The 18,012-nt window shown below is 64.4% G+C and carries 17 protein-coding genes and 3 tRNA genes; 5 read left to right on the plus strand and 15 right to left on the minus strand.

Annotated features, from left to right (window positions below):
- From ABNS06_RS17140 to mtnA, 10 genes are all read right to left on the minus strand, one after another.
- Nucleotides 1-1,569 (minus strand): SurA N-terminal domain-containing protein (locus ABNS06_RS17140; protein WP_348675827.1); only part of this gene is annotated, 1,569 nt, incomplete at its 3' end.
- A 314-nt stretch (nt 1,570-1,883) separates the two neighbouring features.
- A tRNA-Asp gene (locus ABNS06_RS17145) sits at nt 1,884-1,960 on the minus strand.
- 27 nt (nt 1,961-1,987) lie between these two features.
- Nucleotides 1,988-2,063: transfer RNA gene (locus ABNS06_RS17150), tRNA-Val, on the minus strand.
- Nucleotides 2,064-2,124: 61 nt separating this feature from the next.
- Entirely contained in the window at nt 2,125-2,397 is a 273-nt protein-coding gene (locus ABNS06_RS17155) for an HU family DNA-binding protein (RefSeq protein ID WP_348675828.1), read from the minus strand.
- Nucleotides 2,398-2,681: 284 nt separating this feature from the next.
- Entirely contained in the window at nt 2,682-5,072 is a 2,391-nt protein-coding gene (gene lon / locus ABNS06_RS17160) for an endopeptidase La (RefSeq protein ID WP_348675829.1), read from the minus strand.
- Nucleotides 5,073-5,155: 83 nt separating this feature from the next.
- Entirely contained in the window at nt 5,156-6,439 is a 1,284-nt protein-coding gene (gene clpX, locus ABNS06_RS17165) for an ATP-dependent protease ATP-binding subunit ClpX (protein ID WP_348675843.1), read from the minus strand.
- A gap of 90 nt (nt 6,440-6,529) precedes the next feature.
- Nucleotides 6,530-7,150 carry an ATP-dependent Clp endopeptidase proteolytic subunit ClpP gene (gene clpP, locus ABNS06_RS17170; protein WP_348675830.1) on the minus strand — a complete coding sequence of 207 codons (621 nt, stop codon included), beginning with the start codon at nt 7,148-7,150 and terminating at the stop codon, nt 6,530-6,532.
- The gene (tig, locus tag ABNS06_RS17175; RefSeq protein ID WP_348675831.1) at nt 7,147-8,478 is read right to left on the minus strand and encodes a trigger factor; all 1,332 of its coding nucleotides are present in this window, start codon (nt 8,476-8,478) and stop codon (nt 7,147-7,149) included. Before tig ends, clpP begins: the two co-directional genes overlap by 4 nt.
- A gap of 55 nt (nt 8,479-8,533) precedes the next feature.
- A tRNA-Leu gene (locus ABNS06_RS17180) sits at nt 8,534-8,618 on the minus strand.
- A 69-nt stretch (nt 8,619-8,687) separates the two neighbouring features.
- Nucleotides 8,688-9,692, minus strand: coding sequence for an S-methyl-5-thioribose-1-phosphate isomerase (gene mtnA, locus ABNS06_RS17185; RefSeq protein ID WP_348675832.1), 1,005 nt, complete (start codon nt 9,690-9,692; stop codon nt 8,688-8,690).
- Nucleotides 9,693-9,774: 82 nt separating this feature from the next.
- Here mtnA and ABNS06_RS17190 point away from each other — a divergent pair, with 82 nt between their 5' ends.
- The 5 genes from ABNS06_RS17190 (at nt 9,775) to ABNS06_RS17210 (ending at nt 13,949) form a co-directional block, all read left to right on the plus strand.
- A complete protein-coding gene (locus ABNS06_RS17190) occupies nt 9,775-11,085 on the plus strand; it encodes a TRZ/ATZ family hydrolase (RefSeq protein ID WP_348675833.1) in 1,311 nt (436 codons plus the stop codon).
- The gene (gene ubiG / locus ABNS06_RS17195; RefSeq protein WP_348675834.1) at nt 11,082-11,786 is read left to right on the plus strand and encodes a bifunctional 2-polyprenyl-6-hydroxyphenol methylase/3-demethylubiquinol 3-O-methyltransferase UbiG; all 705 of its coding nucleotides are present in this window, start codon (nt 11,082-11,084) and stop codon (nt 11,784-11,786) included. The genes ABNS06_RS17190 and ubiG overlap by 4 nt, the downstream gene beginning before the upstream one ends.
- The gene (locus tag ABNS06_RS17200) at nt 11,783-12,439 is read left to right on the plus strand and encodes an HAD-IA family hydrolase (RefSeq protein WP_348675835.1); all 657 of its coding nucleotides are present in this window, start codon (nt 11,783-11,785) and stop codon (nt 12,437-12,439) included. The genes ubiG and ABNS06_RS17200 overlap by 4 nt, the downstream gene beginning before the upstream one ends.
- Complete coding sequence (locus ABNS06_RS17205; protein ID WP_348675836.1) at nt 12,436-13,134, plus strand: SDR family NAD(P)-dependent oxidoreductase; 699 nt, start codon at nt 12,436-12,438, stop codon at nt 13,132-13,134. The genes ABNS06_RS17200 and ABNS06_RS17205 overlap by 4 nt, the downstream gene beginning before the upstream one ends.
- A 113-nt stretch (nt 13,135-13,247) precedes the next feature.
- Nucleotides 13,248-13,949: a response regulator transcription factor gene (locus ABNS06_RS17210; RefSeq protein WP_348675837.1), complete on the plus strand. Its 702-nt coding sequence runs from the start codon at nt 13,248-13,250 to the stop codon at nt 13,947-13,949.
- Here ABNS06_RS17210 and ABNS06_RS17215 read toward each other — a convergent pair.
- The 5 genes from ABNS06_RS17215 to trpS form a co-directional block, all read right to left on the minus strand.
- Nucleotides 13,916-14,494 carry an endonuclease gene (locus ABNS06_RS17215; protein WP_348675838.1) on the minus strand — a complete coding sequence of 193 codons (579 nt, stop codon included), beginning with the start codon at nt 14,492-14,494 and terminating at the stop codon, nt 13,916-13,918. The two genes, ABNS06_RS17210 and ABNS06_RS17215, sit on opposite strands and share 34 nt — an antisense overlap.
- A gap of 80 nt (nt 14,495-14,574) precedes the next feature.
- Nucleotides 14,575-15,330 carry a pseudouridine synthase gene (locus tag ABNS06_RS17220; RefSeq protein WP_348675839.1) on the minus strand — a complete coding sequence of 252 codons (756 nt, stop codon included), beginning with the start codon at nt 15,328-15,330 and terminating at the stop codon, nt 14,575-14,577.
- The gene (gene scpB, locus ABNS06_RS17225; protein ID WP_348675840.1) at nt 15,327-16,067 is read right to left on the minus strand and encodes an SMC-Scp complex subunit ScpB; all 741 of its coding nucleotides are present in this window, start codon (nt 16,065-16,067) and stop codon (nt 15,327-15,329) included. Before scpB ends, ABNS06_RS17220 begins: the two co-directional genes overlap by 4 nt.
- Nucleotides 16,064-16,876 carry a ScpA family protein gene (locus ABNS06_RS17230; protein ID WP_348675841.1) on the minus strand — a complete coding sequence of 271 codons (813 nt, stop codon included), beginning with the start codon at nt 16,874-16,876 and terminating at the stop codon, nt 16,064-16,066. Before ABNS06_RS17230 ends, scpB begins: the two co-directional genes overlap by 4 nt.
- Nucleotides 16,873-17,874, minus strand: a complete 1,002-nt coding sequence (gene trpS, locus ABNS06_RS17235) for a tryptophan--tRNA ligase (RefSeq protein ID WP_348675842.1) — start codon at nt 17,872-17,874, stop codon at nt 16,873-16,875. Before trpS ends, ABNS06_RS17230 begins: the two co-directional genes overlap by 4 nt.
- Between the last annotated feature and the right edge of the window lie 138 nt (nt 17,875-18,012).

Here is an 18,012-nt window from a genome sequence, read left to right on the forward strand (position 1 = left end):
CATGGCACCCGTGTCACGCGGCGACGTCAGCAGCGCCTCGGACACGGCCTGTGCCTCCTGCCGAGCCGCTTCGTTGATCAGTTCCGCGCGAATCTGCGCTTCCACCGCCTCGAACGGCTTCTGCTCTTCCGGCTGACGGTCCGCCACCCGGACCACGACCACGCGGCCAGGCTCGAGCTCGATCAGGCGGCTGTTCTCACCCTGCTCAAGCACCAGCTGAGAGAAGGTCGCATCGAGCACGTCCGGGTTGGTCGCGATCCCGGGCCCACCGTCACGGCTGAACCAATCGGTGTACTCGACGGCGAGTCCCGTGGCCTCGGCGGCCGGCTCCAGCGAATCCACCGACTCGTAAGCCAATGCCTCCAGCTCTTCAGTCAGACGCTGAAACTGTTCTCCCGCGGAGTCGCGCGCGTGAATTTCACGAATGCGCGCCTGAACGGTCTCGTCCTCAAAGGGTTTGGTCTGTTCCGGCCGCACTTCCTCGAGCTTGATGACGTGCCAGCCGAACTCGGTCTCCACGGGGTCGCTCACGGCGCCCGCCTCCATCGCGAACAGGGCGTCCTCGAAGGCCGGAACCATGACGCCGCGTTCCACCCAATCGAGATCACCTCCGCTGTTCGCGGAGCCCGCGTCCTCGGAGAGCTCCGCAGCGACATCGGCGAAGGCCTCGCCATCATCGACGATCCGTGCGCGCGCGGTCGCCGCTAGCGAGCGGGCCTCGTCAGAGGACCGTTCGTCCATCTTGATCAGAATATGCGAAGCCCTGCGTGCTTCCGCGGTCGTGAAGCGCCCTTTCTGCTGCTCGTAAACCTCGCGCAGCACCTCCTCGGACGGCGCGTCCTCGGGCGCCAGCTGCGACTGGTTTACCTCGATGTAGGCAAGCTTCACCCGTTCCGGAGTGGTGAACCGGTCCGCCTGCGCTTCGTAACGCTCGCGAACAGCGTCATCCGCGATCTCGACGGATTCGCGAAAATCGCCCAGGCTGATCATGACCTGTTCGAAGCGGCGCCGCTGGTGATCAATCCGGTAGGCCAGATCCACCTCGCCAGGAGCGACCCAGGCCGACTCCAGCAGGCCCTGCTGCAACTGATCAATGGCGATGGAATCCGCGACCTGGGCCTCGAACTCCTCAGGTTGACGGCGGTTGGCGGAGAGCGTGTCGCGATAGGCCTGCGGCGAAAACTCACCATCAACCAGAAACGCGGGAATCTCCCGCAGATACTCGAACACCGCCTGATCGGTTCCGCGCAATCCGGAGTCCTTGGCGTACTGGGTGACGACCTGTTCGCGAATCATGTCGTCGAGCACCTGACGGCGGAACTGCGGCCCCTGGATCAGCGACGGGTCGAAGCTGTCACCCATCATTGACTGCAGGCGTTGATAGCGCTGCTCGTATCCAGCCTGCAACTCTCGCTGGGTGATCTTCCGATCCCCGACCTTGGCGACGGTGCCGTCACCGCCCCCGGAGCGGAACGTCTCGATGCCGAAGAACGCAAAGGGAACGACGATGATCGCGACGACGATCCAGGCGAACGGCCCGGACGTGGACTCTCGGATTGACTGCAACATAGCTTAGTGTCCCTCGACAGATGTTCCCCGCGCGTCAGCCCGCCAGGCCGGATGTTCCGGCAAGGCGCGCGAGCGCAGGACTGGCTGTCGCCAATTCAAGTGAGTGCAACATGGCCGATCAGGTGGCCCGGCGTGCCCGAAGAAAGCGCCGCAAATCGCCGATGACTGCGTTGCCTGTCTTGCGAAGGGAGCGACCCTCCGCCGCAACAGGCGCCTTGTCCTGAACGATTTTCGGGGCTCTGACATGCAAGGAATCTGTCAAGGGACACTGGAGCCGGATAAAGAAACGGCGCCCTAAGGCGCCGGTTCGAAAATGGCGGAGCGGACGGGACTCGAACCCGCGACCCCCGGCGTGACAGGCCGGTATTCTAACCAACTGAACTACCGCTCCGCGAAACTGAAAATCTGCTCGTTAAACTGGTGGGTGCTGACGGGATCGAACCGCCGACATTCGCCTTGTAAGGGCGACGCTCTACCAGCTGAGCTAAGCACCCTGAAATGAAAACCCAGACGGTAGACCGTCTGGGTTCTCGCTGGGCACCTGCCCGACGCGGGTTATTTTATCGCGTCTTTCAGCGCCTTACCAGCCTTAAATCCAGGCGTCTTGCCCGCGGAGATTTCGATGGTCTCACCGGTCTTCGGATTGCGGCCGGTGCGGGCAGCGCGATCACGAACGGCAAAGGTACCGAAACCAACCAGCGACACCTTGTCATTCTTCTTCAGGGCAGCGGTGATGCCATCGAACACTGCATCAACAGCCTTTGTAGCGTCAGCTTTGGACAGGTCGGCCGATTCGCAAACTGCCTGGACGAGTTCGGATTTGTTCATAGTAGGAGGATCCCCTCTAACTCAAAGGTATGTAAGTTGTGGTGGATGCGTTCCGTTGCATCACACTCATGAAGATTTTCAAGGGCGATGTGATTAGAAAGTCTTACCGACGCAGCGGCCCAGCTGCTGGAGTTTCGGTCGACGTCCCTGACCGGCTGTGTGTTCTCCGTCCCTTGAAACCTGACTCGCCCGAGCCTCGGGCTTGGGGCATTTTATAGCAGTGCCAGGAGAACAGCGTCAACCGAAAAACCGCGAAATGACGCGGTTTTTCGGTACTTTTTCGATCAATGGGCCCTGACCGACTCCTTTCCGCCCTCGGTAGTCGCCGACGGCGGGGGATCGGATTCCGCCGGCTCCGGAAGATGCTCCAGCGCCAGCTTGAGTACGTCGTCGATCCAGCGCACCGGCTCGATGTTCAGCTTGTTCTTGATGTTGGCCGGAATGTCGGCGAGGTCCTTGGTGTTCTCGTGCGGGATCACCACCGTCTTGATGCCACCACGGTGCGCCGCCAGCAGTTTTTCCTTCAATCCGCCGATGGGCAGAACTTCGCCCCGCAACGTGATCTCTCCGGTCATTGCCACATCGGCGCGCACCGAAATTTTCGTCAGCGCAGAGACCAGTGCGGTGGTCATCGCGATACCCGCGGACGGACCATCTTTCGGCGTCGCCCCCTCGGGCACGTGAACATGGATATCCATCTCATGCTGAAAATCCGGCGCAACGCCCAGCGTGGCCGAGCGACTGCGCACGACCGTCAGCGCCGCCTGCACCGATTCCTTCATCACGTCGCCGAGGCTGCCGGTATGCGTCAGCCTCCCCTTGCCGGGCACCACCGCGGTCTCCACCGTCAGCAACTCGCCGCCGACCTCGGTCCAGGCCAGGCCGGTCACCTGCCCGATACGGTTTTCCTCTTCAGCCTGACCGAAACGGAACTGCGGCACGCCGAGATAGGTGGTCAGATTGCGCACGGTGACATGAATCGGACCACGCTTCGGGTCCTCGACCAGCTGCTTGACCACCTTGCGCGCGATCTTGCTCATCAGCCGCTCGAGATTCCGGACACCCGCCTCACGCGTGTACAGCCGGACGGCATCGCGGATCGCGCCCTCCGACACCGACAGTTCCTCGTCATCCAGGCCGTTGTCCTTGATCGCCTTGGGCAGCAGGTAGCGCTGGGCGATATTGACCTTCTCGTCCTCGGTGTAGCCGGGCAGCCGAATCACTTCCATCCGGTCCAGCAGCGGGCCCGGAATGTTCAGCGTGTTGGCCGTCGCGACAAACATCACGTCGGACAGGTCGAAGTCGACCTCAAGGTAATGGTCGTTGAAGGTGTTGTTCTGTTCGGGATCCAGCACTTCAAGCAACGCCGAGGCGGGATCGCCGCGGAAGTCCATCGCCATCTTGTCGATTTCGTCGAGCAGGAACAGCGGGTTGCGCACCCCGACCTTGGTCAGGTTCTGCACGATCTTGCCCGGCATCGAGCCGATGTAGGTGCGCCGGTGACCGCGAATTTCGGCCTCATCGCGCACGCCGCCCAGGCTCATCCGGACGAACTTGCGATTCACCGCCCGCGCGATGGACTGACCCAGCGAGGTCTTGCCAACGCCCGGCGGGCCCACGAGGCAGAGAATCGGACCGCGCAGCTTGCGCACCCGGCTCTGCACGGCCAGGTATTCGAGGATGCGTTCCTTGACGGACTCGAGACCGTAGTGGTCCTCGTCCAGCTGCTGTTGCGCACGCTCGACGTCGATCCGGGTCTTGGTCCGTTTCTTCCACGGCGCGCCGGTCAGCGCATCCAGGTAGTTGCGCACGACCGTCGCTTCGGCCGACATCGGCGACATCATCTTGAGCTTGTTGAACTCGGCGGTCGCCTTGGCCTTCACCGACTTGGGCATGCCGGCCTTCTCGATCTTGTTCTCGATTTCCTCCATCTCGTTCGGCGCGTCTTCCATCTCGCCGAGTTCCTTCTGAATGGCCTTCATCTGCTCATTCAGGTAGTACTCGCGCTGAGACTTCTCCATCTGCTGCTTGACGCGGCCACGGATGCGCTTCTCGATCTGGAGTATGTCGATTTCGCCCTCGATCAGGGCGACGATGTGCTCGAGACGGGCGCGAGGGCTGTCCGCCTCGAGAATGGTTTGCTTGTCTTCCAGCCGCAGGCTCAGATGCGCCGCGATGGTGTCGGCCAGGCGGCCTGCATCGTCCATGCTGGTCAGCGACGGCAGCAACTCGGCCGGCGTCTTCTTGTTCAGCTTGACGTACTGTTCGAATAGTCCGAGCGTGGAGCGCACCAGCGCATCCAGTTCGCGGGTATCGTCCTCGTCACGTTCGTCGAACGGCGCGTAGTCGGCGACCACGTAACCGTCCTCGCGCTCGGTGAAGCTGGTGACCCGTGCCCGCTCCGTGCCTTCGACCAGCACCTTGCGGGTGCCGTCGGGCAGCTTCAGTAGCTGCAGGATGCTGGCGAGCGTGCCGACCTCGTAGACATCCTCCAGCCCCGGGTCGTCGGTCTCCGCCTCCCGCTGCGCGACCAGCAAGATCTTCTTGTCATCGGCCATCGCCGCGTTCAGCGCGTTGACCGACTTGTCCCGCCCCACGAACAGGGGAATCGCCATGTGGGGATACACCACCACATCGCGCAATGGCAGGACGGGGACTTGCTGTTCTTCGGACATGCGTATGCCTGTTTCTCGACTGCCCACTAAATGCGACCGATCAGCGCGCTTTCAAGCGCCGATCGGCAACCCGGCGCCGAGTGTCAGGCAGACGACTTGACGCTCGATGCCTCGGGAAGGGATTCCTTCGGGTTTTCGTAGACGATGTAGGGGCGCGCGTCACCGCGAACCACCGCATCATCAACAACCACCTTGGCCGCGTTTTCCATCGACGGCAGGTCGTACATCACATCCAGCAGGATGCGTTCCAGAATGGTCCGCAAGCCGCGTGCGCCAGTCTTGCGCTCCTTGGCCTTCGCGGCGACGGCGCGCAGCGCTTCCTCACGGAACTCGAGCTCGCAGTTCTCCATGTCGAAGAGCTTGGCGTACTGCTTGGTCAGCGCGTTCTTCGGCTCCTGGAGGATCGAGATCAATGCGTCCTCGTCCAGTTCCTCCAGCGTGGCGACCACCGGCAGGCGGCCGACGAACTCGGGGATCAGCCCGTAGCGAACCAGATCTTCCGGCTCCACGTTGGCCAGCACCTCGCCGAGGTCCCGGTTGTCGTCGCGGGACTTCACGTCCGCACCGAAGCCGATGCCGGATTTCTCCGAACGATCACGGATGACCTTGTCCAGTCCGGCAAACGCGCCGCCGCAGATGAACAGGATGCCGGAGGTGTCGACCTGCAGGAATTCCTGCTGCGGATGCTTGCGGCCGCCCTGCGGCGGCACCGAAGCCATGGTGCCCTCGATGAGCTTGAGCAGCGCCTGCTGCACGCCTTCGCCGGAGACGTCGCGGGTGATCGACGGGTTCTCGCTCTTGCGCGAGATCTTGTCGATTTCGTCGATGTACACGATGCCGCGCTGCGCCTTCTCAACCTCGTAGTCGCACTTCTGCAACAGCTTCTGGATGATGTTCTCGACGTCCTCGCCAACATAGCCGGCTTCGGTGAGCGTCGTCGCATCGGCGATCGCGAACGGCACATCCAGCAACCGCGCCAGCGTCTCGGCCAGCAGCGTCTTGCCGGAACCGGTCGGGCCGATCAGCAGGATGTTGGACTTCTGCAGTTCGACGCCATCATCCACACCCTTGGCGCCCAGGCGCTTGTAGTGGTTGTAGACGGCCACGGCCAGAACCTTCTTGGCCGCCTCCTGCCCGATCACGTACTCGTCGAGTACCGCCTTGATCTCGTGCGGCTTGGGCAGACCCTGGTTAACCGGCTTCGCCTGCAACTCCTCGCGGATGATGTCGTTGCAAAGCTCGACGCATTCATCGCAGATGAACACGGAGGGTCCGGCGATCAGCTTGCGCACCTCGTGCTCGCTCTTTCCGCAGAAGGAGCAATACAGCACGCGACCATTTCCGTTTTTCGATTCGTTTGCCATCAGCGTTTCGTCGTTTCGTCTCGTCAACCGGTCCGTGGCAAGGCCGCGGGCGGTCGCAGAATGTCAAGCAAGATCCGGACCCGACAGTCGCGTTCAGGTGGACCCTGTTTCCGTGCCGGGCCGCCGATCCAGAACCTCATCAATGAGACCGTATTCCTTCGCGCCTTCTCCCGACAGGAAGAAATCCCGGTCCGTGTCCCTGGAAATCTTCTCCAGATCCTGGCCGGTGTGACGGGCCAGAATCTCGTTCAACCGCTCGCGGATGAACAGGATTTCCTTGGCATGGATCTCGATGTCGGTCGCCTGCCCCTGGAAGCCGCCCAGAGGCTGGTGAATCATCACCCGCGAATGCGGCAGCGCGAAGCGTTTGCCCTTCGCCCCACCCGCGAGCAACACCGCGCCCATGCTGGCCGCCTGGCCGATGCACATGGTCGCGACATGCGGCTTGATGAATTCCATCGTGTCGTAGATCGACAGGCCGGCCGTCACCGAACCTCCCGGCGAATTGATGTAGAGATTGATGTCCTTGTCCGGATTCTCGGACTCCAGGAACAGCAACTGCGCAACGATCAGATTGGCCATGTGATCGTCGATCGGTCCGACCACGAACACGACACGCTCCTTGAGCAGCCGTGAATAGATGTCGAACGAGCGTTCCCCGCGAGGGGTTTGCTCGATGACCATCGGGACCAGATTCAGAGCGCGTTCATTCATTCAGCGTTCTCGGCATTCGGGTTCATCAGCTCGTCGAAGCTCACCGGCTTGTCCGTGACCTTCGCATCCTGCAACAGGGTGTCAACGACACGCTCTTCCATGGCCAGAGCCTGGAACTGCTGCATGATCTGCGGCTGGGATCGATAGTACTGCATCGCCTGTTCGCTGTCCGCGAGTTCAGACGCGTAGCGAGCGATCACCGCATCCACGTGTTCATCCTCGACCTTGACGTCCTTCTCCTTGATCACTTCGGAGATCAGCAGGGACAGGGACACGCGCTTGGTCGCGTTTTCCCTGAACAGGTCATCGGGCAGCATGCGCGCCAGGGCATCCGGGTCATTGTTCGGCATGTTGCCGAAGCGTTGCACCGCCTCCTGTCGCATCCGCTGTATCTCCTCGTCGACCATCGCCTCCGGCACGTCGATGGAATTGGCGGCCAGCAGGCCATCCATCACCTGTTCCTTGACCCGAGTCGCCGCGGCCTTGTCCCGCTCACGCCCCAGCTGCTCTCGAATCTTCTCGCGCAGACCCGCCTCGCCCGCCGATTCCTCGACCCCGAGCTGCTTGAGTAGTTCGGGATCGTCCAGCGCCGGATCCTCTCCGGCTTCGACGCTGTGAATCTTGACGTCGAACTGCGCCTGCTTGCCCTTCAGATTTTCCGCCTGATAGTCGTCGGGGAAAACCACGTCGATCGTGGTTTCGGTACCGGCCGTCAATCCGACCAGCGCCTCTTCCATGCTGGGGATGAAGCGACCGGAACCCAGCTCGACCTCCTGGTCCTCCGCCTTGCCGCCCTCGAAGGGCTCGCCATCCAGCTTGCCGAGGAAGTCCAGCTTGACCTTGTCACCGGTCTCCGAGGCACGTTCCACCGGCTTCCAGACCTTGTGCTGCTGGCGAATCGTATCCAGCGTCCGCTCGACGTCGTCGTCACCGATCTCCACGGTCGGCCGCTCAACCTGGATGCTGTCCAGGCCGGACAGCGTGATCTCCGGGAACACCTCGAAGCTGGCGGTGTACTTCAGCGGCTCACCGACGACTTCGGCCTGAATGTCGAACGTCGGAAACCCGGCTGGCTTGAGCTCGGACTTCTCGATGGCCTGCGGGTACGTCGCGCGCAGCAGTTCCTCCACCGCTTCGGCGCGCGCGGCGTCGCCATAGCGTTGCTGCAACACCTTCATCGGCACCTTGCCCGGGCGGAACCCCGGCACCTTAGCGCGCTGACCCAGCTTGCGGATACGGCTGGTGACCGCCTGCTCCAGCTGATCAGCCGGGATTTCGACGCTCAGTCGACGACGGAGGCCTTCGGAATGCTCTACGGATACGTCCATGCTTGCTGTCTGCTTGTTGTGAACCGGTCGCGATCGCGGGCCGGAATGTGAAACCTGGTGCGAAAGGGGAGACTCGAACTCCCACGGGTTTCCCCACTGGAACCTAAATCCAGCGCGTCTACCAATTCCGCCACTTTCGCGGGGGCGCGAGAGTTTACCAGAGCGTGTTGCGGAAACGCTGGTCGATCCCTGATGGGCGGCGTGACCGTTCAGGCAATCGCGGGCCTGAAAACCCCCTGCTCCGTGACAATCCAGTCGATCAGCGCATAGGGAGTCGCATCGAACACCGGATTGAACACCGCCACGTCCTGCGGAGCATGGCGCTGGCCCGCCCAGGTCGTGACCTCATCCGGCGGACGCTGCTCGATCTCGATCTGCGATGCGCTGGTCGAATCCATGTCCACGGTGGACATCGGTGCCACGACCATCATGCGCAGCCCGTGATGTCGCGCCAGGACCGCCAGGCCGTAGGTTCCGATCTTGTTCAGAACACCGCCGTCCGCCGTGATCCGGTCGGCCCCGGTGATGACCACGTCAACCCGTCCCGCCCGCATGACGCTGGCCGCGGCGGAGTCCACCACCAGCGTTGGATGAATGCCATCCATGGCCAGCTCCCAGGCCGTCAGACGAGCCCCCTGCAGCCAGGGTCGCGTCTCCCCGACGTAAACCTCGCCGAGCCGGTCCTCCGCCTTGAGCTGGCGAATGACCCCCAACGCAGTACCGAAACCCGCCGTGGCCAGCGACCCGGTGTTGCAGTGGGTGTAGACATTCACCCGCCCCTGCAGGCATTCGGTGGCGTGCCGGGCCATCGCGTGGTTGGCTCGAAGATCCTCCGCCTGGATCGCCTGGGCCTCGGCGAGCACGTCGGCGGCGAGACTGGACTCGGTCTGACAGCGCCCCAGCACGCGGTCGACCGCCCAGGCCAGATTCACCGCCGTGGGCCGCGCCTGCTTCAGCGCTTCGCCGGCCAGCGCCAGACCCGCCACCGTCGCATCGTCCGCACGCGCGGCCAGCGCGAGTCCGAAAGCGGCGGCGACACCGATCGCCGGGGCGCCACGCACCACCATGTCGGTGATCGCGCCAGCAACGTCGTCCGCGGACTCGCAATCGACGTAGGACTCTCTCGCGGGCAGGTATCGCTGGTCCAGCAGGCGCAGCGTCCGGCCGGTCCACCGAACCGGTTCCGGGCACCCCTTTGCTATGCTTTCAGGCAATCGACGGGCTCCGTCTCGACACACTGGGCACATGGTCTCAGGTCGCGGAGTTTCTGCCTACGCCCAACCGGAAACGCTCATCGTGCAAGTGCACACCCTGGTCACGCCGCGATGGCTGGTTCCCATCCAGCCGATGACGGTGCTCGAAGGTCACGGACTCGCCCTGGATCAGGGGCGGATCACGGCCATCGCGCCGCCCGACGCGCTCGCCGACATCGAGGCGGTGGAGCACATCGACCTGCCCGATCACGTGCTGATGCCGGGGCTGGTCAACGCACACACGCACGCGGCCATGAGCCTCATGCGCGGCATCGCCGATGACCTGCCTTTGCTGGAATGGCTGGAGCAGCACATCTGGCCCACCGAGGGACGTTTCGCGTCCGAATCCTTCGTACGCGACGGCACCCGGCTGGCGATGCTGGAGATGCTGCTGGGCGGCACGACCTGCTTCGCCGACATGTACTTCTTTCCGGATGGCATTGCCCAGGCCGCGGATGCCGCCGGCATCCGCGCGGTGGTCGGCATGATCCTGATCGACTTTCCGACCGCCTGGGCCAAGGACGCCAGCGAATACCTGTCCAAGGGACTCGCGGTCCAGGACGCCACGCGCGACATGCCCCTGGTCACCACCATGTTCGCGCCGCACGCACCCTACACGGTCTCCGATGCGCCGCTGGAGCGGGTCCGCACGCTGTCGGACGAACTCGACCGCCCGGTGCAGATGCACGTGCACGAAACCGCGTTCGAGGTCGAGGAAGCTTTCCGCGCCACCGGCCAGCGCCCGCTGCAACGCCTGGACGCCCTGGGCCTGCTCAAGCCGGGCTTCATGGGCGTGCACATGACCGCGCTGAACGACGACGAGATCACTCTGTGCGCCCAGCGCGGCGTGTCGGTGGTCCACTGCCCCGAGTCGAACATGAAGCTGGCCAGCGGCCAGTGCCGGGTGGACGATCTGCTCGCGCAAGGCGTCAACATCGCGCTGGGCACCGACGGCGCCGCCAGCAACAACGACCTCGACATGTTCGGGGAAATGCGCTCGGCGGCGATGCTGGCCAAGCTGACCCACCAGCGCGCCACGGCGTTCTCCGCCGAGCAGGCGCTGCGGGCGGCCACGCTGGGCGGCGCGCGGGCGCTGGCATTGGATGAGACCATCGGCTCGCTGGAACCGGGCAAGTCGGCGGACATGATCGCGGTATCGCTGCGCCAGCCGAACACCTGGCCGGTGCATCACGTCGTGTCGCAACTGGTCTACGCCTGCGGTCGCGAACAGGTGACCGACGTCTGGGTCGCCGGCCAGCGCGTCGTCGAACACCGCAACGTCCGCACCCTGGACGCCGAACAGATCATGAACCGCGCGGCGCACTGGGCGCAGCGCATGCAGGAACCCGCATGAACATGAATGCCGATCCGGCCGAACTCGGTCGTTTCAACGCGTTGGCCGAAAGCTGGTGGGACCCGAACGGCCCCATGGCGCCGCTGCACGCGATCACGCCGCTGCGGCTGGACTACATCCGCAAGACCCGCCCTCTCAAGGGGTTGCGCGTCGCCGACATCGGCTGTGGAGGCGGCATCGTCGCCGAAGCCATGTGCCGGGCTGGCGCCGAGGTCACCGCGATCGACCTGTCCGCCGATTTGCTGGGCGCCGCGCGGCTGCATGCGGAGGACGGCGGCCTGGACATCGATTACCGGGAATCCAGCGCGGAATCGCTGGCCGAGGCGATGCCCGGGACCTTCGATCTGGTCACCTGTCTGGAGATGCTGGAGCACGTACCCGAACCCGCGGCTATCGTCGCCGCCTGCCGCCGGCTGGTGAAACCCGACGGGGAGGTGCTGTTCTCGACCATCAACCGCTCACCAAAGGCCTTCGCCTTCGCCATCGTCGGCGCCGAATACGTACTGCGTCTGGTGCCCCGGGGCACCCATGAGTACGAAAAGCTGATCCGCCCGGCGGAGCTGGCTGGCTGGTGTCGCGCGGCCGGGCTGGCCGTGCAGGACATGACCGGCCTGGTCTACAACCCGCTCACGCAGATCTACCGGCTGCATTCGACGGATGTCAGCGTCAACTATTTCCTGCGCGCGCGGCCCGCATCATGAAGGCCTGGCTGTTCGACCTCGACGGTACCCTGCTGGACACCGCACCCGACCTGCACCGGGCACTGAGCGCGCTGCTCTCCGAACAGGGCCGCGAACCGATTCCGCTGGAGGTGATGCGCCGCTACGTGTCGCGCGGCGCCCGCGGCCTGGTCCGGCTGGCCTTCGGCGAACTGGACGACGATACCGAGCTGACCACACGGCTCGTGGAGATTTATGCGCAGGACATCGCATCCGAAACACGGCTGTTCGACGAGCTAGACGTCCTGCTGGCATCGCTGCGCTCCGGCGGCCTGCGCTGGGGCATCGTCACCAACAAGCTCGAGGCACTGGCCCGGCAGGTGCTGGAATCCATGCCCCAGGCAGCGCTGCTGCACGACTGCGCGCTGCTGATCGGCGGCGACACCGCTGGCGAGCGCAAGCCGCACCCGGCGCCGCTGCTGCTCGCGGCGGACCAGCTTGGTCTGCCGGTGTCCGACATCGTCTATGTCGGCGACGCGCCGACGGATATCGAAGCCGGGCGCCGCGCCGGCATGACCACCGTCTCCGTCGGCTGGGGTTATGTACCGGATGACGTCGCGCCGCCCGTGGACTGGCAGGCCGACCACCACGTCGAACGCCCCGACGATCTCATCGAACTGCTCCGGACACTGTGAAACCATCCCTCCCGAACGAACCGCCGGTGTGGTTGATCACCGGCGCCGGCAGCGGCCTGGGTCGCGCCACCGCCATCGCCGCCGCACGCGCTGGTGCGCGCGTGGTTGTCGCCGGCCGCAGCCGACGCCGGCTGGAAGACACTGCCGAGGCGATTGCCGACGTATCGGAAATTCATGCGGCGGTGCTCCCGCTGAACCTGGCCGGCGCGGGTATCGACGACTACGACCAGGTCGCGACACTGCTGGACACGGAATTCGGTCGCCTGGACGTGCTGATCCACTGCGCCGCGCAGTTCACCGGTCTGACGCCACTGCATGAACTCAAGCCGCAGGACATGGCGACGACCCTGCACGTCAACGTCACCGCGCCCTGGCTGATGACCCGTTCCCTGCTCCCGTTGCTGTCCGCACGGCGCTCCGCGGTGGTGTGGATGGACGATGCGGATGCGAGGCGCTCGAACGCCTTCTGGGGCGCCTACGGCATGTCGAAGTGCGCGCTATGGAAATTGCAGGACAGCTGGGCGCAGGAACTGGACGCCACCAGCAGCGTCCGGATGCTCGGTTTCGCCCCACCACCGATGTGGACCGCGCTGCGCCGGCTTGCCTTTCCGGCCCTGGCGCCCGACCAGCTGGAATCACCGGAACGCGTGGCCGCGGACCTGATCCGGTTCGTTCAGGATTCACTGACATCGTAAGCGGACGACCGCCGGAACCGGACCGCGACACAGCCGCACAAAATTCCGTTACCGGGGCAGTGAAAGGTCTGTTAACGTACACATGTAAGTAACTCAGCCCAAAGGATTTGGGGATGAATGGGGACAAGCCCACAAGCATCCTGGTCGTGGATGATGACGAGGACATCACCGCCTTCATCTACGGACAACTCGAACCACAAGGATTCGTCCTTGATTCCGCAGGCACCGGCGAACTCGGTCTGAAGCTGGCGCTGGAAAACGAATACGACGTCATCATTCTCGATCTGATGCTGCCCGGCATGAGTGGCCTGGATGTCTGCCGCGCGCTGCGCGAACGCAGCGAACGCTACACGCCGGTGCTGATGCTCACCGCGCGCGGCGCCGTGGAAAACAAGATCGAGGGCTTCGCCGCCGGCGCCGACGACTATCTGGCCAAGCCCTTCTCGATCCTGGAACTCGACGCGCGGGTCAAGGCGCTGGTCCGTCGCTCGGCCGCGCCGGCATCGAAACGGTTGCAGATTTCCGATCTGACGCTCGACCTTGGCACGCTGGAGGTCAAGCGCGGTACCCAACGCATCGAGCTCGCGCCCATTCATATCCGCATCCTGACCCTGCTGATGCAACGCTCGCCCGACGTGGTGTCACGCTCCGCGCTGGAGTCCGTGGTCTGGGGTGATGATCCACCGGATTCCGACGCATTGCGCGTGCACATCTACACACTGCGCAATGCCATCGACCGCCCGTTCAGCAAGCCGTTGCTGCACACCGTGCCGAAGATGGGTTATCGACTCGCGGCGATCGAGGATCCTGCGTAGGCACATCCGCCCTTCAGGCTGCAGCGTTCGCAGGCCGGACGTTTGCGGCAGAGCTGCTGCGCGTGCACGACAATCTGCGCATGCCGACATCGACTCGCCGCGGCATCCCGCGCACAGGCATCCAGACACCGACGTGCCAACGTCGTGTCGTCCGAGGGGGCGGACTCCGGATCAATGCGGGCGAGCAGGCGCCGCAAGTACGCATCGATCACGAACACGGGCCGATCGAAGCCGTACAGCAGCACCGCATCCGCCGTCTCCGGCCCAATGCCCGGCTGCGCCAGCAATGCATCCCGCAGCATCGGAGTCGTCAGGGACTGCAGGCCGGCGTGACCACCGGTTTGCGACCACCAGCCACTAAGCCCTCGCAGGCGTCGCGCCTTCTGCCGCTTGAACCCCGACGGCCGAATCCATTCGGCGAGTCGCGCCTCCGGGGTTGCGGCGATGATTCGAGGGTCCAGCGCGGTCGCCTCGCGCAGTCTGGCGAGCGAACGCTCGACCTGCTGCCAGCGAGACTGCTGAATCAGCAAAGCGCCAACCAGCACCTCATAGGCCGACTCCGCGGGCCACCAGTCCTCCAGCGGACCGTAGGCGTCATGCAGATCGCGGAAAAGCTGCTCCAGCGTCAGCCTGATGTGTCGCCCAACCCGACCAGTTCACGCAGGGCCCTGACCTCCTCCGGCGTTGCCAGCCGGCCATGCCCGGCGCGGATCGACTTGTCCGCCACCAGCGGACCGAAGCGCGTGCGGATCAGCCGGCTGACCTGAAGTCCCTGGCTCTCCCACAACCGCCGCACCAGGCGGTTACGCCCCTCGTGCACCGTCACGTGAAACCACTGGTTGTCACCGGTCGAGCCACCGATCTCGATCGCATCGAAGCGCGCCGGACCGTCTTCCAGCTCCACGCCGGCGGTCAGCGCCTCGAGATGCGCATCGGTCACAGCGCCAAAGACCCGGACGGAATACTCGCGGGGAATCTTGTATTGCGGACGCATCAGACGCTGCGCCAGTTCGCCATCGGTGGTGAAGGCCAGGACGCCGGAAGTCGCGATGTCCAGACGGCCGATCGCGACCCAGCGACCACGGCCGGGCCGCGGCAGATGCTGAAATACGGTGTCGCGCCCTTCCGGATCCTTCCGGGTGACGATCTGGCCGGCCGGCTTGCGGTAGATCAGCACCTGGCAAGGCACGTCGGTCGCAACCCGCATGGCGATGCGACGACCATCGACCGCGATCCGGTCTGCCGGCGTCACCGGCTGCCCCAGCGTCGCGACCTGACCGTTGACCTTCACGCGGCCCTCGCGCACCCAGCGCTCGATCTCCCGCCTCGACCCGAGACCGGCGCGGGACAGAAACTTGTGAATGCGCTCGCCGTCGCTCATGTTGGCAACCGGGTCGGACGTTCACCCGACTCCCGTCCGTCGTCATCGTCACCGACGGGCTGATCCTCGATGCCGGCGTCGGTCTGCTCCTCCGGTTCGTCCGGCTCCGCGCCCGCCGCATCGGCGGTGACGCCATCCGGATCAAGCCGTGCCAGCGCCGCATGCAGCGCGTCGAGATCCTTGATCTCCGGCAGCGCCGGCAGCTGATCCAGCGACTTGAGGTTGTAGTCGTCGAGAAACTGACGTGTCGTGCCCAGCAACACCGGCCGACCCGGCACCTCGCGGTGCCCGACCTCGCGAATCCACCCGCGCTCAAGCAGCGTCCGAACGATGGTCGCGGACAGCGACACGCCTCGAATCTCCTCGATCTCGCCACGGGTGATCGGCTGCCGGTAGCAGATGATCGCAAGGGTCTCGAGCAATGCGCGTGAATACCGCTGAGGCTTCTCCCGCCAGAGGCGGGCCACCCACGGCGCATAGCGCTCGCGTACCTGCAGCCGCCAGCCGCTCGCCACCTCGGTCAGTTCCGTCGCCGAGTCGGCCCGCTGTTCGGCGATCCAGTCCAGGGCTTCGCGCAACTGTGCCCGCGACGGAATCGCATCGGGGTCGAACACGCCTTGCAGGCGCTCGAACGACAGCGGCTGATCGCTGGCCAGCAGCACAGCCTCGAGCACGCGGCCCAGTTCGTCACGGGTCAGCTCGGCGCCGCCCTCGTCTCTCGATTCCTGCTCGCTCACGCCGCCTCCTGCGGTCCGGCCAGACGAATCGTCGGCAAGCTGTCCGGATCCGACTGGTCAACCTCGATCATCGAAGTCCGCGCCAGCTCCAGCACCGCCAGAAAACAGACGACGACGCCGGCGCGTCCCTCCGCGAAGTCGATCAGCAGCGCGAACGGCTTTGGCTGACGGTCCCGAAGCAGCTCGATGAGCCGTCCCATGCGTTCACGAACGCTCAGCGGTTCGCGCGCCACCTCATGGCTGGCGAACAGCTCCGCACGCTGCAGCACGTCGCGCAATGACTCCAGCAGTTCGCGCAGGCTGGGCTGCGGAGGGTCCGGGCGGACGTCGACATGATCGGGCCGCGCGCCGGCACTCCAGAATTCGCGCCCGTGGCGCGGCATCGCGTCAATGGTTTCGGCGGCCTGCTTGAAGCGCTCGTATTCCTGCAGACGGCGGACCAGCCCGGCACGCGGGTCCTCTTCATCCTCGTCCTCGGTCACGAGACGCGGCAGCAGCAGCCGGGACTTGATCTCGGCCAGCATGGCCGCCATTACCAGATACTCGGCGGCCAGCTCGAAGCGCATGTGCTGCATCAGCCGGATGTAGTCCATGTACTGCGTGGTGATCTGACAGACCGGGATGTCGAGAATGTCGATGTTCTGGCGCCGGATTAGATACAACAGCAGATCCAGCGGCCCCTCGAATGTCTCGAGGAACACCTCCAGTGCGTCGGGCGGGATGTACAAATCCTTGGGCAGGGCGACCAGCGGCTGCCCATTGACCTTGACGGTCCAGTCGTGCGGCTCGGCGACGACCGTCTCGGTCATGCGGGCACCAGCCCGATCACCTCGCGCGCCCGCTTCAGCGTTGGGGCGGCACGCTCGGCGGCGGCCGCCGCACCCTGGCGCAGCACATCGCTCAAATGGGCCTTGTCCTCTCTCAGCTCGGCGTAGCGCGCCTGGATCGGCTCCAGCTCGGCCACCAGCGCGTCGGCGACGTCCTGCTTGAACTGGCCGTAACCCTTGCCGGCGTACTCGGTCTCGATGTCGGCGAAGCTCTTGCCGGTAACCGCCGCGAGCATGCTCATCAGGTTGGACACACCGGGCTTGGCTTCGATGTCGTAGCGTACCTCGGCCTCGGAATCCGTAACCGCACGCTTGATCTTCTTGACGATGCGCTTGGGCTCGTCGAGCAGCGTGATGAAGTTCGACTCCACGGTGTCGGACTTGGACATCTTGGCGGTGGGGTCCTGCAGGCTCATGATGCGCGCTCCAATTTCCGGAATGTACACCTCCGGAACCTTGAACACGTCACCGTAAATCGCATTGAAGCGCTGCGCCACATCGCGCGTCAGCTCCATGTGCTGCTTCTGGTCCTGCCCCACCGGCACCAGATCGCTCTGGTAGAGCAGGATGTCCGCGACCATCAGCACCGGATAGTTCAGCAGCCCGGCATTGATGTTCGCCTCGTGCTTGCGCGACTTGTCCTTGAACTGCGTCATGCGGTTGAGTTCGCCGACATAGGTGTAGCAGTTCAGCAGCCAGGCGAGCTCCGAATGCGCGGGTACGTGAGACTGCACGAACAGCGTGTTGCGTGTCGGGTCCAGCCCGCAGGCCATGTAGAGGCACAGGAACTCGTAGCAACGCTCGCGCAACGCGGCGGGGTCCTGCCGGACGGTGATGGAATGCAGGTCCACCAGCATGAACAGCGTGTCGTAGTCGTCCTGTTTCTGCACCCAGTTGCGAATCGCCCCCAGGTAGTTGCCCACGGTCAAATGTCCGGACGGTTGGATTCCGGACAGCATCACAGGTCGTTCGTTGCTCACAGAGAAATTCCCAGAATTCGGAACAGGGCGTGTCGCAGGCCGGCCATCGGTGGTCCGATCAGGAAACCGAGCACACCGGTCGCCAGCAGCAGGATCAGGATCACCAGGCCGTAGGGCTCGATCTTCATGTACTGGATC

This window comes from uncultured Abyssibacter sp. (assembly GCF_964000955.1).
GTDB lineage: Bacteria > Pseudomonadota > Gammaproteobacteria > Nevskiales > OUC007 > Abyssibacter.

What these genes read in the sequence shown, in the direction of transcription:
- ABNS06_RS17230 (WP_348675841.1), bottom strand. Translation starts at nt 16,876, where the DNA reads ATGACCGAGACGGTCGTCGCCGAGCCGCACGACTGGACCGTCAAGGTC.
- lon (WP_348675829.1), bottom strand. Translation starts at nt 5,072, where the DNA reads ATGTCCGAAGAACAGCAAGTCCCCGTCCTGCCATTGCGCGATGTGGTG.
- ubiG (WP_348675834.1), top strand. Translation starts at nt 11,082, where the DNA reads ATGAACATGAATGCCGATCCGGCCGAACTCGGTCGTTTCAACGCGTTG.
- ABNS06_RS17210 (WP_348675837.1), top strand. Translation starts at nt 13,248, where the DNA reads ATGAATGGGGACAAGCCCACAAGCATCCTGGTCGTGGATGATGACGAG.
- ABNS06_RS17220 (WP_348675839.1), bottom strand. Translation starts at nt 15,330, where the DNA reads ATGAGCGACGGCGAGCGCATTCACAAGTTTCTGTCCCGCGCCGGTCTC.
- ABNS06_RS17155 (WP_348675828.1), bottom strand. Translation starts at nt 2,397, where the DNA reads ATGAACAAATCCGAACTCGTCCAGGCAGTTTGCGAATCGGCCGACCTG.
- ABNS06_RS17200 (WP_348675835.1), top strand. Translation starts at nt 11,783, where the DNA reads ATGAAGGCCTGGCTGTTCGACCTCGACGGTACCCTGCTGGACACCGCA.
- clpP (WP_348675830.1), bottom strand. Translation starts at nt 7,150, where the DNA reads ATGAATGAACGCGCTCTGAATCTGGTCCCGATGGTCATCGAGCAAACC.
- tig (WP_348675831.1), bottom strand. Translation starts at nt 8,478, where the DNA reads ATGGACGTATCCGTAGAGCATTCCGAAGGCCTCCGTCGTCGACTGAGC.